The sequence below is a fragment of the Microbispora sp. NPDC004025 genome (assembly GCF_053604425.1).
Map to the genome: position 1 here is coordinate 192,631 of NZ_JBSGHN010000008.1, position 14,144 is coordinate 206,774.

Annotated in this window: 17 protein-coding genes; 10 read left to right on the top strand and 7 right to left on the bottom strand. The window is 72.9% G+C overall.

The features are described 5' to 3' along the window. Window positions 1–105 precede the first annotated feature (105 nt). Complete coding sequence (locus tag ACWEQG_RS21620) at window positions 106–459, bottom strand: phosphotransferase (protein WP_452287095.1); 354 nt, start codon at window positions 457–459, stop codon at window positions 106–108. Window positions 460–589: 130 nt separating this feature from the next. Between ACWEQG_RS21620 and ACWEQG_RS21625 the strand changes: the two genes are divergently transcribed. Beyond that, a complete protein-coding gene (locus ACWEQG_RS21625) occupies window positions 590–1,060 on the top strand; it encodes a hypothetical protein (RefSeq protein ID WP_452287097.1) in 471 nt (156 codons plus the stop codon). 191 nt (window positions 1,061–1,251) lie between these two features. Here ACWEQG_RS21625 and ACWEQG_RS21630 read toward each other — a convergent pair whose 3' ends face one another. After that, complete coding sequence (locus tag ACWEQG_RS21630) at window positions 1,252–1,506, bottom strand: Smr/MutS family protein (RefSeq protein WP_346227803.1); 255 nt, start codon at window positions 1,504–1,506, stop codon at window positions 1,252–1,254. A gap of 141 nt (window positions 1,507–1,647) precedes the next feature. Continuing rightward, window positions 1,648–2,076, bottom strand: coding sequence for a CBS domain-containing protein (locus tag ACWEQG_RS21635; protein ID WP_363463056.1), 429 nt, complete (start codon window positions 2,074–2,076; stop codon window positions 1,648–1,650). 165 nt (window positions 2,077–2,241) lie between these two features. Here ACWEQG_RS21635 and ACWEQG_RS21640 point away from each other — a divergent pair, with 165 nt between their 5' ends. Further along, entirely contained in the window at window positions 2,242–3,648 is a 1,407-nt protein-coding gene (locus ACWEQG_RS21640; protein WP_452287099.1) for an aminopeptidase P family protein, read from the top strand. A gap of 98 nt (window positions 3,649–3,746) precedes the next feature. Further along, a complete protein-coding gene (locus ACWEQG_RS21645) occupies window positions 3,747–4,394 on the top strand; it encodes a 4'-phosphopantetheinyl transferase family protein (protein ID WP_452287101.1) in 648 nt (215 codons plus the stop codon). On the opposite strand, the gene ACWEQG_RS21650 is transcribed toward ACWEQG_RS21645, so the two are convergent. Next, window positions 4,374–5,315: a cation diffusion facilitator family transporter gene (locus ACWEQG_RS21650; RefSeq protein WP_452287103.1), complete on the bottom strand. Its 942-nt coding sequence runs from the start codon at window positions 5,313–5,315 to the stop codon at window positions 4,374–4,376. The two genes, ACWEQG_RS21645 and ACWEQG_RS21650, sit on opposite strands and share 21 nt — an antisense overlap. A gap of 38 nt (window positions 5,316–5,353) precedes the next feature. Here ACWEQG_RS21650 and ACWEQG_RS21655 point away from each other — a divergent pair, with 38 nt between their 5' ends. From ACWEQG_RS21655 to ACWEQG_RS21665, 3 genes are all read left to right on the top strand, one after another. Next, entirely contained in the window at window positions 5,354–5,821 is a 468-nt protein-coding gene (locus tag ACWEQG_RS21655; RefSeq protein ID WP_363463060.1) for a MarR family winged helix-turn-helix transcriptional regulator, read from the top strand. 125 nt (window positions 5,822–5,946) lie between these two features. Beyond that, entirely contained in the window at window positions 5,947–6,594 is a 648-nt protein-coding gene (locus ACWEQG_RS21660) for an LppX_LprAFG lipoprotein (protein ID WP_452287105.1), read from the top strand. After that, window positions 6,591–8,177 carry an MFS transporter gene (locus ACWEQG_RS21665; RefSeq protein WP_452287107.1) on the top strand — a complete coding sequence of 529 codons (1,587 nt, stop codon included), beginning with the start codon at window positions 6,591–6,593 and terminating at the stop codon, window positions 8,175–8,177. Before ACWEQG_RS21660 ends, ACWEQG_RS21665 begins: the two co-directional genes overlap by 4 nt. A gap of 30 nt (window positions 8,178–8,207) precedes the next feature. On the opposite strand, the gene ACWEQG_RS21670 is transcribed toward ACWEQG_RS21665, so the two are convergent. Then, the gene (locus ACWEQG_RS21670; RefSeq protein ID WP_452287110.1) at window positions 8,208–8,675 is read right to left on the bottom strand and encodes a MarR family winged helix-turn-helix transcriptional regulator; all 468 of its coding nucleotides are present in this window, start codon (window positions 8,673–8,675) and stop codon (window positions 8,208–8,210) included. A 62-nt stretch (window positions 8,676–8,737) separates the two neighbouring features. On the opposite strand from ACWEQG_RS21670, the gene ACWEQG_RS21675 reads away from it, so the two are divergent. The 4 genes from ACWEQG_RS21675 to ACWEQG_RS21690 all read left to right on the top strand — a co-directional run bounded on the left by ACWEQG_RS21675 (window position 8,738) and on the right by ACWEQG_RS21690 (window position 12,173). Beyond that, window positions 8,738–9,115 (top strand): cupin domain-containing protein, encoded by a 378-nt coding sequence (locus ACWEQG_RS21675; protein WP_452287112.1) that lies wholly within the window; start codon window positions 8,738–8,740, stop codon window positions 9,113–9,115. A gap of 52 nt (window positions 9,116–9,167) precedes the next feature. Beyond that, window positions 9,168–9,584: a cupin domain-containing protein gene (locus ACWEQG_RS21680; RefSeq protein WP_452287114.1), complete on the top strand. Its 417-nt coding sequence runs from the start codon at window positions 9,168–9,170 to the stop codon at window positions 9,582–9,584. A gap of 202 nt (window positions 9,585–9,786) precedes the next feature. Next, window positions 9,787–10,245 (top strand): DUF6220 domain-containing protein, encoded by a 459-nt coding sequence (locus ACWEQG_RS21685; RefSeq protein ID WP_363463066.1) that lies wholly within the window; start codon window positions 9,787–9,789, stop codon window positions 10,243–10,245. Beyond that, window positions 10,242–12,173: a multicopper oxidase family protein gene (locus ACWEQG_RS21690; protein ID WP_452287116.1), complete on the top strand. Its 1,932-nt coding sequence runs from the start codon at window positions 10,242–10,244 to the stop codon at window positions 12,171–12,173. The genes ACWEQG_RS21685 and ACWEQG_RS21690 overlap by 4 nt, the downstream gene beginning before the upstream one ends. A gap of 9 nt (window positions 12,174–12,182) precedes the next feature. On the opposite strand, the gene ACWEQG_RS21695 is transcribed toward ACWEQG_RS21690, so the two are convergent. Then, the gene (locus tag ACWEQG_RS21695) at window positions 12,183–12,830 is read right to left on the bottom strand and encodes a response regulator (RefSeq protein ID WP_452287118.1); all 648 of its coding nucleotides are present in this window, start codon (window positions 12,828–12,830) and stop codon (window positions 12,183–12,185) included. Then, window positions 12,821–14,068, bottom strand: coding sequence for a sensor histidine kinase (locus ACWEQG_RS21700; protein WP_452287120.1), 1,248 nt, complete (start codon window positions 14,066–14,068; stop codon window positions 12,821–12,823). Before ACWEQG_RS21700 ends, ACWEQG_RS21695 begins: the two co-directional genes overlap by 10 nt. Window positions 14,069–14,144 lie beyond the last annotated feature (76 nt).

Below are 14,144 nucleotides of genomic sequence, written 5' to 3' on the forward strand. Positions count from 1 at the left end.
TGCTGCGCCCGGGGCGCCGGCCCTCGACGCGTACCCGGACATCACCCGGCTGCGGGAGGACACCGGCTTCACGCCCGAGTACGACCCGGACCGGGCGGTGGCCGACTACGCCGGCTGGCTGCGTGCCGGGCATCCCCGCTGACCGCCCGCAAGCGCATTCCGTCCGCGGAAGCGGCAGCGAGGTCGTAGGCCTGGTCGCTTGCGAAGAGGGCCGCCGAAGTCGATCACGCCACGGATGGTGCCGTCCGCGGTGAGGATGTCGGCCGGATGCAGGTCGCCGTGCAGCCACAGAGCCGGGCCGGCCCAGCCGGGCGCGGCAGCGGCGTCTTCCCACAACGCCCGGACGGCGTCCGGGTCGGGGATGAGCCCCAGCTCGGCGACCGAGGCGAGCCGCCTGGCGCAAAGCAGTAGGAGAAAGAGTTCCCACAGCGTCGAGACCTGTATTCGGTCGTCCGGCACTGCGAAATTTCGATAACCTAAATTGGCTGAAATTCAATTGGACAGGGCCGGTCCAAGCGACCCGCAAGCCATTTCCAACCGGACTTCGGAAATCTCGGCCGCGACCGATCGGACGAGAAAAGGGGAAACCATGCTCGTGCGTGCCAAGTCCGGTTTCGTTGTCTCACTGGCAGGCTTTCTCGGGTCGCTGGCCCTCGCCGGCGCGACCCCGGCGCACGCCGCGGCCGAAGCCACACTCAGCCTCTCCCTGTACGTCCGGGACGTGGACGAGGAGGGGACCTTCAGCAACGGCGACGAGGTGTTCATCAACGTCGTGCGCGACGGCTATGCCCAGCGCTTCGCCCCGGTCGAGGGCACCATCGACGTCGACGAATCCGATGAGGGCCAGCAGGTCGGCCTCGGGTCGACGAACCCTCTCACGTTCCCGGTGGGGAGCACGGTGACCATTCAGGTGTGGGAGGACGACGTCTCGGGGGACGATCTCCTCGTCGAGGTCAAGGACGTCCCCGTCCAGTGCAACCGCGCATTCGCCGCGGTGACCGCGATCAACAAGCAGAAGTATTACAACTACTCGGTGGAGGGCAATGTGGTGTGCCCGTGAGCGTGGCCCCGGTTCACGGCAGGTGACGTGAGGCCCGGCCGCCGGGCGTGTGATGTCCCGTTCATGCGGGAGACGACGTCAAGACCGAGAGCCGCACCGCGCCCTTCCGGGGCGGGCTCTCGGTCGGTCTCCGCGACCCCCTCCGTATGCCGCCCGGCGGAAGCGGAAAAGACGCCTCGTAAGCGCTCAGCTCATTTCCACTGGAAGTAGACGAACAGGCGGCCGTGGTTCTTGGCGTCCTTGTCGATCCGGTGGTAGAGCGCCTTGATCTCCTTCTGCTCGAGGAAGCGCAACACCTTCTTCTTGAGCTGGCCGGACCCCTTGCCCGGAATGATCTCCACCTGGGTCGCCTTCTTGCGTACGGCCTCCTGGATGATGCCGTGCAGCGCCTTGTCGATCTCGCTGCCCTTGTTGTAGATGTCGTGGAGGTCCAGCTTCAGCTTCACGCCAGCGAGTCTAAATCGCCGCTCGCCGTGGAGCGCGGGGCTCAGAGTACCGGAGCGCGGGGCTCAGAGTACCGGGGCGCGGGGCGCAGAGGGCCGGGGCGCGGGGCGAGACGGTGACCGCGCCCCACGCCGGCGCCCTCCTCAGCCGTTGATGTAGCCGACCAGGGCCTCCTTCTCGCTCTCCAGCTCCTGGATGGAAGTCTTGACGACGTCGCCGATGCTGACGATGCCGGCCAGTTTGCCGTCGCGGACCACCGGCACGTGCCTGATCCTGTGATTGGTCATCGTGCGGCGCAGGTCCTCGACGTTGGCGTCGGGGCCGCAGGTACGCACCTCCGCGGTCATGATCGATGAGACGGGCATGGTGAGCAGCGCGGCGCCGTGCTCGTTGAGCCGCCGCACGACGTCGCGTTCCGACACGATGCCCGCGATGGACAGGCCGTCCTCCGAGACCACGACCGCGCCGATGTTCAGCTCGGCCAGCCGGGCGAGGAGCTCGGACACCGTGGCGTGCGGAGGAACGGTCGCCACGCCTGTTCCCTTACTCTGCAAGATCGTCCCGATGAGCATCGGCACCGCCTCTCAGGGGCATCCGGGGGACATGTCCCCACTTCCGCTCCCGCCGGCCGGCCGGAGCGGCCAATCCTGTTTCCCCAGGCAACAGCGGCCGTCCTACGTCGTCAAGAGTCCCCACCCCTACGATGGCGAAATATCACCGCACCCTGGGGGCACTGGATGGCCGAGAAGCTCAACACCGGGAGCCACGACCTCCCGATCTCAGACGCGCTCGCGGAGTTCATGCGCGGCGGCTGGGCCGACGGCCACGAGGACGTGGCCCCGCTGCCGGTCGCCGCGTACGCGGCCAAGCGGCGGGCGCGGCTCGCCGAACGGCTGCCCGGCGAGCGGCTCGTCATCCCCTCGGGCACGCTGCGGGCCCGCAGCAACGACGACGACCACCGGTTCCGTACGCACAGCGCCTTCGCGTACCTGACCGGCGGCCAGCAGCCCGACGACGTCCTGGTGATCGAGCCGTCGGGCGCCGCGCGGCTGTTCCTGCATCCCCGGCCGTCCCGCGCCGGATCGCAGGAGTTCTACCGCGACCGGAGGTACGGCGAGTTCTGGGTGGGCCGCCGCTTCGACCTCGCCGAGGCCGAGTCGGCGTACCAGATCGAGTGCGCGCACATCGACACGCTGCCGGCGGCGCTGAGCGGACCGGCCCGCGTGCTGCGCGGGGTGGACGCCTCGGTCGACGCGCTCGTGTCCGCCGCGGGGGACGACCGCTACGCCGACCGTGACGCCGAACTGGCCGCGGTCCTGTCGGAGCTGCGGCTGGTCAAGGACGAGTGGGAGATCGCGGAGCTGCAGCAGGCGGTGGACGCGACCGCGCGCGGGTTCGAGGACGTCGTGCGCGCGCTGCCCGCGGCCCTCGCGCACCCGCGCGGCGAGCGGTACGTCGAGGGCGTCTTCGGCCTGCGCTCCCGGCTGGAGGGCAACGCGGTGGGCTACCAGTCCATCGTGGCCTCCGGGGCGCACGCGTGCGTGCTGCACTGGATCCGCAACGACGGGCGGCTCGACCCCGCCGAGATGCTCCTGCTGGACGCCGGGGTCGAGGGCGACAACCTCTACACGGCCGACGTCACCCGCACGCTGCCGCTGTCGGGCCGGTTCAGCCCCGTCCAGCGGCAGGTGTACGAGCTGGTCTACGAGGCGCAGACGGCCGCCATCGCGGTGCTGCGGCCGGGGGCGCGCTTCCGCGAGTTCCACGAGACCGCGATGCGGGTGATCTCCGACGGGCTGCGCGAGTGGGGCCTGCTGACGCGGGCTCAGGCGGACGCGGGCCTGCACCGGCGCTACACCCTGTGCAGCAGCGGCCACATGCTGGGCCTGGACGTGCACGACTGCGCCCGGGCGCGGGCGGAAGCCTACCTGGACGGCGTGCTGGAGGAGGGCCAGGTGCTGACGGTGGAGCCGGGGCTCTACCTCCAGCCCGACGACCTGACGCTGCCGCCGGAGCTGCGCGGGATCGGCGTCCGCATCGAGGACGACCTCGTCATCACCGCCGGCGGCGCGCGGCTGATGTCGGCCGCGCTGCCCCGCCGGCCGGACGAGGTCGAGTCGTGGATGGCCGCCCTGGCCGGCTGAGCACCCCCCGGTCCGGGCCGCGCGGCCCGGACCGGATCCGCCGCAGGCGGAGCGCCCCAGTTCACTTGATCGTCACATCGCTTCCCTACAGTTGCCTTGTGCGCCCTCCACTGGCCGTGGCCGGCCACACCGACGACGTGCTGGACATGGTCGCCGGCACCTTGAGCGAGGCCGAGCGCGAGCGCGCCGCTCGATTCACGCGCAAGCGGGACCGCCTCGACTTCGTCGCCGCCCATCTGCTCGTACGGCACTGCGCGGCGGAGCTGCTCGGCACCCGCGCCTGCATGCTGACCGTGGTGCAGCGTTGCGAGGGCTGCGGCCAGGCCCACGGACGGCCATGGCTGGCCGAGGCCCCCGAGGTGTCGATCAGCCTGGCGCACACCTCGGGCTACGTCTGCGCGGTGGCCGGGCTGGGGCGGGTGGGTGTGGACGCCGAGCACGCCACGGACGGACCGGCCGACGAGAGGCTGGTGGCGCTCGCGCTGACTCCCGCGGAGGCCACGCTGGTCGGCGACGACAACCGCGGGCTGATCCGCCAGTGGGTGCGCAAGGAGGCGCTGGTCAAGCGGGGCGAGCTCAGTCTCGACCGGCTGCGCGAGGCCGACCTGTCGGCCCTGCCGCTCGACGACGGGCCGTCGATCGCGCTGGAGTGGCGGGGCCGCCACTTCCTCGAGTGGACGGCCGGCACGGTGATCGCCTCAGCGGTCACCGACGAGCCCGCCAAGCTACGCCTCCTTGGCGGCTGACCGGCCCGGGGTGGGGTCGAGGAAGACCTGCCTGATCTCCGGGAACCGCTCGGTGAGCCGGCGCTCCACCTGGTCGGAGGCGAGCTCGAGCCGCTTCCCGGACGTCTCGTCGAGGAAGTCCACCTTGGCGGCGACCATGACCTGGCCGGGGCCCATCATGACGGTGACCAGCTCGACGACGGCCTCGACCTCCGGCTGGGCGGCCAGCTCGCCGCGGATCTTCTCCTGCAGCCCCGGTGGCGCGGCCTGGCCGATCAGCAGCGAGGCGTTGGTCCTGATCAGGGTCAGCGCCACGCCGAGCAGCAGCAGCCCGATGACGATCGACGCGACGCCGTCCCACGCGGCCGAGCCGGTGAGCTGCGACAGCAGCAGGCCGAGGCCGGCGGTCGCGATGCCGATCAGCGCGGCGGAGTCCTCCAGCACGACGGCATTGAGCACGGTGTCGGAGGTGCGCTTGAACAGCCGCCCGGGGCTCACCCGCCAGCGGCGGGCCTCGCCGCGCAGCTGGTGCAGGGCCCGCCACAGGGAGACCGACTCGATCGCGAAGGACACCGCGAGCACGAGGTACGACACGCGGATGTCGCCCAGGCTCTCCCCCTCGGTGATCGTGTGCCAGCCGTGCGTCAGGGAGAACCCCGCCCCCACGACGAGCGTGAAGCAGGCCGCCACGATCGCCCACAAATAGGCGGCCCGCCCGTGGCCGAGCGGATGGCGAGCGTCGGCGGGCCGTTCGCCGTGCCGGATCGCGGCGAACAGCACGACCTCGGTGGCCGTGTCGGCCGCCGAGTGCGCGGCCTCCGACAGCATCGCCGAGGACGAACTGATCAGGCCGGCCACCAGCTTGGCCAGCGCGATGGCGAGGTTGGCCGCACCCGCGACCACGACGGTGCCGATGCTCTCGCCGTTCTCGCTGTCAGGCATGCCGCTCCGTCCGTGCAACTGATCTTATGCTGGTCGTCATGGACGCCCCCCAATGGCTCACCCCGCAGGAGCAACGCGCCTGGCGGGCTCATCTGGCCGCCCACCGCCTGCTCTTCCTCCAGCTCGACCGCGAGTTGCAGGGCACCGGGCTGTCGCTGAACGACTACGAGATCCTCGTGAACCTCTCCGAGAGTCCCGGCCGCCGCATGCGCATGAGCGAGCTGGCCGACGCCACCATCCAGTCGCGCAGCCGGCTGTCGCACCAGATCTCCCGGATGGAGGCCGCCGGTCTGGTGACCCGACAGGACTGCGAGGACGACCGGCGCGGCACGTTCGCCGTGCTGACCGACCACGGCTGGGACACGATCCAGCGGGTGGCGCCGGACCACGTCGCGAGCGTCCGACGGCACTTCGTCGACCTGATGACGCCCGAGCAGGTGTCCGCCCTGGAGCAGATCTACGCCCCGATCATCGACCACCTCCAGGCGGTCCGCGGCGCCCGGTGAGAGGACACCGCAGGCGGCGGGACGGCGCGGGTTGAGCACCGGTCCCGACTTCCCCCGGCGGGCGGCGCCAAACCGAATCCCTCGGCGGGCGCGTGTGTTCCCCGCCCGCTCGCTACGATCCGGCTGTGCGAACAATCCTCGGGCTCGTCGTGGCCGGCCTGCTGCTCGTGACCGCCTGCAGCGCGAAGAGCGAGACGGCCCTGCCGGACGGCCCCGCGCTGCTGAAGCGCTCGGCCGAGGCCATGCGGACGGTCAAGACGGTCGCCTTCACGATCGAGACCAAGGACAAGCCGGCCGTGCCGGTCCGGCACGCCGAGGGCAGCCTCACCAGGGAGGGCGACGCCAAGGGCACCCTGCAGATCGAGATCGTGGGGCTGCAGGAGATCGAGTTCGTGCTCGTCGGCGACAAGGTCTACTTCAAGGGACCCACCGGCGGCTTCCAGACGATGACCCGGCAGCAGCTCATGGCGCTCTACGACCCCTCCGCCGTGCTGACCGGCGTGCCCGACCTGCTGGCCACCGCCCAGGACGCGCGGACACAGGCGGAGGAGAAGGTCGGCGACGCGGCCGCCTACCGGATGACGGCCACGCTGACGCAGCAGGCGCTGGCCAAGCTGGTCCCCGGCGTCCAGCAGAACGTCACCGGCACGCTCTGGATCGACAAGGCCGCCGGCCGCCTGCTCAAGCTCGACCTGCCGCTCACCGGCGGCTCCGTGGCCGTGACCCTGGGCGACTACGACGCCCCCGTGACCATCGCCCCGCCCGCGTCGTGACCGGCGCCACCGATCCCTCCACCGATCCCTCCACCGAGGCCGCCGGCGCGACCGGGACCACCGGGCCCTTCCCGCGGCACCGGCGTCTCGCGCTCGGCGTCGGCGGGGCCGCCGTGCTGCTCGCCGCGCTCGACGCGTACGTCGTCGTCACCGTGCTCGTGGACGTGGCCGCCGACGTCGGCGTGCCGCTGAACCGCCTGGAGCGGGCGACCCCGATCGTGACCGGGTTCCTGCTCGGCTACGTCGCGGCGATGCCGCTGCTCGGCCGGCTGTCCGACCGGTACGGCAGGCGCGCGCTGATCCACACGTGTCTGGCCGGCTTCGCCGCCGGTTCCCTCGTCACCGCCCTCGCCGGGGGCGTGCCCGCCCTGGTCGCCGGCCGTACGCTCCAGGGCGTCGCGGGCGGCGCGCTGCTGCCGATCACCATGGCCCTCATCGGCGACCTGTGGGACGAGCGCGCCCGGCCGGTGGCGCTCGGCGCGGTCGGCGCGGCGCAGGAGCTCGGCAGCGTGCTCGGCCCGTTGTACGGCGCCGGGCTGGCCGCGCTCGCCGGGTGGCGCGGCATCTTCTGGGTCAACCTCCCGCTCACGCTGCTGGCCGCCGTGGCGGTGCACGTGGCCGTCCCCGCCGGGCGCGAGCCGTACGGCCGGCGCTCCGGCGAGGCGGGCCCGGGGAAGGCAGATGCGGGGAAGGCGGGCACCGGGAAGGTGGACGCGGGCGGCGGCGTCCTGCTCGCGCTGGCGCTCGGCCTGCTGGTCGCCGGGCTCTACAACCCCTCCCCCGACACGTCCGTGCTGCCGCCGTGGGGACTGCCGTGCGTGGTCGCGGGGGCGGTCACGCTGGTGCTGTTCGTGCTGTGGGAGATCCGCTCGCCGGTCCGCCTGCTCGACCTGACGGGCGTGCGCCGGCGGCCGCTGCTCGCCACGCTGGCGGTGAGCCTGCTGGCCGGAGCGGCGCTGCTGGTCACGCTGGTCGACGTGCAGCTCGCCGCGCAGACGCTGCTCGGCAGGGACGCGGTGGGCGGCGCCCTGGTGCTCACCCGTTTCCTCGCCGCGCTGGCGGTCGCCGCCTTCCTCGGCGGGATCCTGGTGCGGCGGTTCGGCGAGCGCCCGGTGGCCGTGGCGGGGATGGCGGTGGCCGCCGCCGGCTACTGGATGATCTCCCGGTGGCCGCTCGACCTGGCCTCGGCCGGGATGCGGATGGACGTCGACCTCGTGGTGGCCGGCCTCGGCCTCGGGGTGGTGATCGCCCCGGTCTCGTCGGCGGTGCTGCGCCTGGTGCCGGCGGCGCGGCACGGCGTGGCGTCGGCGGCGGTCGTGGTGGCCAGGATGATGGGCATGCTGCTGGGCGTGGCCGCGCTGTCGGCCTGGGGCTTCCACCGGTTCCAGTCGCTCACCGCGCACCTGGACACGCCGCTGCCGTTCGGCGTGGACGCGGCCGAGTACGCCCGCAGGCTCGCGGACTACACGGCGAAGGTCCAGGCGGCGCTGCACGCGGAGTACACGGAGATCTTCCTGATCACCTGCGGGCTGTGCGTGCTCGGCGCCGCCGCGTCCCTCGCCCTGCCCGGCCGCCGCGCCTGATCCGGCGCCTGATCCCGCATCGGCGGCCGGTCAGGCGCCGAACCAGCCGGGCACGTCGAGGCGGAAGACGTCGGGCGGCGTGACCTTCCGCAGGTCGGTCTCCAGCTCCCTGAGCCGCTCGTCGCCGATGACGGCGGCCCAGCGCGCCCGCAGGTCGTCGAAGATGCGGGCCGAGCGCAGCAGCATGTCCAGACCCGACGGCGTGAGCCGTACGATCTTGCGGCGCGTGTCGCGGGGGTCGCGGGCGCGCTCCACGTAGCCGATGCGCTCCAGCGTCTCGATGGTCTTGCCCGCCGCCTGTTTGCTGACGCCCAGCGTGCGGCCCAGGTCCACCGCGGTGGTGCCCTCGGTGCCGATCGCCTGCATGACGAACCCGTGCATGGGACGGGCGTGCGGGTGCCCCTGACGGGCGAGCTCGGCGTGCAGTTCGTCGATCAGGACGCGGAAGCCCAGGAAGAGCCGCAGGGGCAGCTCGAAGCCGGGCGGGTCGTTTGACACAGATAGACAACCAGGTTCACTATTAACGACAACGACGTTGTCTATCTTAGGAGACGCCGGCGATGCCTGTCATCCGTCATGCCCAATGCCGCAGATCCGAGACCCCCGCCGGGGTCATGACCACCCTCGCCTCCCCCACTCTCGGTGACGCCGCCCGAGCCGTCTGGCGCGTCGAGGCGACCCCCGCGACGAGCGGGCCGCTGCACGACTTCGACGCCGAGCAGGTGTGGACGTTCCTCTCCGGCGCCGCCACGGTCGAGCTCGGCGGCGAGACGTTCGCGGTCGCGCCCGGCGACACCGTGGTCATGCCGCCCTCGACCCCGCGCCGCGTCACCGCGGGCGCCGATGAGGGCTTCACCGCCGTCGTCACGGCCCCCGCGGGGGCCAAGGCCGTCCTGCCCGACGGCACCGTGCACGGCGTCCCGCCGTGGATCGCCTGAACCCGGTCCATCCTCCTCTCTCCCCGCCCTGCCCTCTCGCAAGGAGTCACCCATGCCCCTCGTCCGTTCCGCCGACAGCCGCGTCAGCACCACGCCCAACGGCGTCATGACCACCCTCGCCTCGCCCACCCAGGGAGGCGCCGCCCAGGCCGTGTGGCGCGTGGACATGCCGGCCGGAAACAGCGGCCCGTACCACGCCTGCGACGGCGAGCAAGTGTGGACCCTCGTCGCCGGCGCGGCGACAGTGGAACTCGACGGCGAGACCCTCGGCGTCGAGGCCGGGGACACCCTCGTCATGCCCGCCGACGTGGGCCGTCAGGTGCACGCCGGCACCGGGTCGGGCTTCAGCGCGATCGTGGTCGCGCCGGCCGGATGCGAGGTCTACAACCCCGGGGGCGTCTCCGCCCCGGACGCGTGCGATCTCGCCCCCCGGGGCAGCGACCGGCTCGTGCCGCCCTGGGTCCGCTGACGAGTCCGCACACCTCCCCGCGAAGCGGGCGCGAGCCGTACGCGCGGACTTCCCCGGGCGGTGAACTTCCCGGTGGACAGGGGCGGATGTCCCGGGCGCCCGGGACACCGCACGGTCCACCATTGCGGGCGTACCGTTCCGGCTCTCGCCGCCGCCCCGCAGAACCCCCGGGGCTCGTCCCTTCCTATTGAGGAGGCCCCACATGCGCAAGGTGTTCTTCGGGTTCGCCGTTCTGCAGCTCGTCGCCGTGCTCGCCCAGTTCTACCTCTCCACGTTCGGCGCGTTCGAGACGCCGCACCCGGCGCCGGGCGACCCGAACGCCGCCATCGGCTACCACGCCATGAACGGCACGATGATCATGCCGCTGCTGTCGCTCCTGACGACGGTCGTGGCCCTGATCGCCCGTGCGGGCGGCAAGCTGGTGGGCCTGTCGATCCTGCCGTTCGTGCTGGTCGCGGTGCAGCTGTTCGTCATCTTCTCGCTGGCGGAGATCGCGGGGTGGACCGAGAACTCGACCACGACCGGCAGCCTCGTGGTCCTCGGCTTCCACGCCCTCGACGGCGTGGCCATCCTCGCCGTCGCCGTCATCCTGGTCCAGCGGGCCCGCGCCCTGATGAAGGGCACGGCCGCGTCCCCGGCCGCGGAACGCGTCGCGGCGTGACCACCGCACGGCTGATCGCTCTCGATCAGATCCTGTTCGTCCTGGTCGCGGCCGCCTGGGCCGCGACCGCCGGGGTCGCCCTGGCCGGTCTGCGGCAGCCGCCCGCGGACGGGCGGCGGACCCGCCTGATCGCCGCGGCGCTGTGCGCCGCGGCGATCGTCGTGACCGCGCTCCGGGTCGCCGTCACGCTCGGTCTCGCCCGGGCGGGCTGGTGGTTCGTGGCGGAGAAGGTCACCCTGGCCCTGCCCCTGGTCGTCCTTCCCGCGCTCGCCTCGGCCGTCGTCAGCCTGCCCCGGCTGCTGCGCGTGCCGCCCGGCGACGCCCCCGTCCCCTCCCCCCGGCTCGTCGCGTTCCCACTGCTGATCACCGCGTACGGCGCGGTGGCCGGGGTCGCCTGCGGGGTGGTCGTCTCCTACCCGGTCACGGCCGGCGGGGCGGCGGCGGTGCTCGCGCTGTTCGCCGCGGCGGCCGGCGTGTCATGGCGGCTGCTCGGCCCGGTCCGCGCGCCGCATCACCGCTGGCAGACCGCGGGGACCGGCGTGCTCGCCCTCGCCGTCGCCCTGGCGGTGGGAGGCGGCCGGCCGGGCGGCACCCCGCACTCCGGTCACGACGGCGGCGCGACCGCCCCGGGCCTGTCCGTCGACCTGCTGCGCGGCCCGGCGGGCTCGGCCGCGGGCGGGCCGGCCGGGGCGAGGCCGCGGGTCCGCCGGTTCACGCTCACCGCACAGCCGGCCACCGTACGGCTCGCCTCCGGCACCGTGGACGCGTGGTCGTTCGACGGCCAGGTGCCCGGGCCGGTGCTGCGGGTGCGGCAGGGCGACCTGGTGGAGGTCGTCCTGCGCAACCGGATGACGGACGGGCAGGCGGTCACGATCCACTGGCACGGGTACGACGTGCCGTCCGGCGAGGACGGGGTGCCTGGCGTCACCCAGGACGCCGTGGCCCCCGGGCAGACCCACGTCTACCGCTTCCGCGCCGAGGACGCCGGGACGTACTGGTACCACAGCCACCAGGACTCCAGCGTCGCCGTGCCGCGCGGGCTGTTCGGCCTGCTGGTCGTCGACCCCGCGGTCCCGCTCCCGGAGAGCGAGGACCACCTCCTCGCGCTGCACACGTTCGGCACGCGGCCCACGCTGTCGGTGGACGGCGCCGCGCCGGTCGACGGGCTCGCCCGTCTCGCGCTGCCGCCGAGGGCCCGGGCGCGGCTGCGCGTGGTGAACACCGACACGCGGCCCGTGGTCCTCGGGCTGGCCGGGGCGCCGTACCGGATCGCGGCGGTGGACGGCGGCGACGTGCCGGGGGCGACCGACTTGGACGGCGCCCGCCTGCACCTCGCCGCGGGCGGCCGCTACGACCTGACCTTCACGGTGCCGGCCGGCGCGGTGCTGCTGACGGCGGGGGACCGCCCCGCCCTGCTCGTCAACGGACCGGCGACGCCCCCGGCGGCGGCCGGGCCCATCGTGGACATCACCCGGTACGGCGCGGCCACCGCCCCGCCGGTCCGGTTCGACCAGGAGATCACCTGGGTGCTGGACAAGACCCTCGCCTTGGCGGACGGCCTGCCGAGGCTCGCGCAGACGGTGAACGGCAAGGCCTGGCCGAACATCCCGGCCCCCGTCGTACGGCGGGGTCAGACCGTCAGGATCACGGTGGTGAACCGGGGCACGGACACCCACCCCATGCACCCGCACGGCCACCACGTGCGGATCCTGTCCCGCAACGGCGTGCCCGCGACCGGGCTGCCGATGGACACCTTCGACGTGGCTCCCGGCGAGGTCTGGCAGGTCGCCCTGACGGCCGACAACCCCGGCATGTGGATGTCCCACTGCCACGACCTGGCCCACGCCGCTCAGGGGATGGAGTTCCACCTCGCCTACGAGGGGATCACCACGCCGTACGAGATGGGCGGCCGCAACCGCCCGGCCTGACGCGTACGGTCAGGAGCGCAGGTAGGTCAGCACCGCGAGGACGCGGCGGTGCTGGTCGCCGTCCTCGGCGTGCAGGCCGAGCTTGGCGAAGATGCCGCGGATGTGCTTTTCCACCGCGCCCTCGGTCACGACGAGGCGGCGGGCGATCGCGGGGTTCGACCTGCCCTCGGCCATCAGCTCCAGGACTTCGCGTTCGCGCGGCGTCAGCGAGGCCAGCGGGTCGTCGCGCCGCCGCCGCACCATCAGCTGGGCGACGACCTGGGGGTCGAAGACCGTCCCCCCGGCGGCGACGCGCCGCAGGCCGTCCATGAACTCCTCGACGTCGACCACGCGGTCCTTCAGCAGGTAGCCGACCGCACCCCGCGCGTCGGCCAGCAGGTCGTCGGCGTAGGACACCTCGACATACTGCGAAAGGATCAGCACGGGCGTGCCCGGCACCTTCTCGCGCGCCTCGACGGCGGCGCGCAGGCCTTCGTCGGTGAACGTCGGCGGCATCCGCACGTCGACCACCGACACGTCGGGCCGGTGGGCGGCCACGGCCTCGACCAGGCCCTCCCCCGTGCCCGCGGTCTCGACGACCTCGCAGCCGAACTCCTCCAGCAGGCGGACGAGCCCCTCCCTGATGAGGACGGCGTCGTCGGCCACCACTACGCGCACGGAACCTCCGCCGTGATCAGTGTCGGCCCGCCCGCCGGCGACCGCACCGACAGCTCTCCGTCGACGGCCCGCAGCCGGTCGGCCAGGCCGGACAGACCGTGTCCCTTGGCGACGTGGGCGCCGCCGACCCCATCATCCCCGATCGTGAGGATGAGCGTGTCGCCGATCCTGGTCAGCCCGACCGAGCAGGACGTCGCCCTGCTGTGCTTGGCCACGTTGGTGAGCGTCTCGGCGGTCACGAAGTAGATCGTGTTCTCGACGAGCGCGGGATACCGCTCGGCCGTCTGGACGTCCAGCTCCACGGGGACGGTGCAGCGACCGGCCAGGGCGGCGAGCGCCGGGGCGAGACCGCGGTCGGCGAGGATCGGCGGGGCGATGCCGCGCGACAGCGCCCGCAGCTCGTCGAGGGTCTCCCGGGTGGCGCTGATGGCCTTGCCGATCGTGTCGTGCGCGGCGGTGGCGTCCTTCTGTAGTTCCCGCTGGGCCCGCGACAGCTCCATCGCCAGGTGGACCAGGCGCTGCTGGGGACCGTCGTGGATGTCGCGCTCCAGGCGGCGCAGCGCGTTCGCCTCCGCGTGGGCGGCGGCCTGGCGGCCCTCGGTGAGGTCGTCGATGCGCTCCTGCAGTGCGGCGACGCCGGTCAGCAGCGCCCGGCCCAGCGAGGCCTTGATCAGCGCGCAGGAGCGGACGACCGGGTAGAGCGTGAGCGCGGCGACCGCCCCCATGACGACGTAGAAGACGCTGTTGACGACGTAGCCGCGCCCGAGGCCGAGCAGTTCGGGGAGCTCGTGGTTGTCCGGGAAGTTCGAGAAGATCCACCCGAACAGCGGGTAGGTCAGCCCGAAGACCGTCACGGCCCACCAGGTGACGGTCACGCAGAACGCGACGACCGCGACGGGGAAGGCCAGCAGCGCGTGCAGCGCGTCGAGCCAGGGCTGCCCCCCGGCGAGCGGGGTCACGGTCCTGCGGAACACCCCGGCTCCGGGCGGGGACGTGGGGTACCGCGGCCGGGGCAGCTCCTGGCCCAGCACCGGGCGCATGCGGAGCCGTTCGACGTCACCCATCCCCCGGGCCATGAGGAGGGTGAGGGCGAGGACGGGCACGCCGAGCCAGACCACCAGGAGCCCGGCGCCGGCCGACAGGCCGGCCACCGTGAGGCAGAAAGTGATCGTCGCGAGGGGGAAGCCGACGAGGATGTATATCGTGTCGCCGCCGAGGCGGGAGAGGAGTCTGCGCATGTCTCCAACGCTATTGAGCCGCCCGCCGAAGATCGATCCGGCGGACGGCAGTCCCGGGGGTAGGGCATTCCCTACC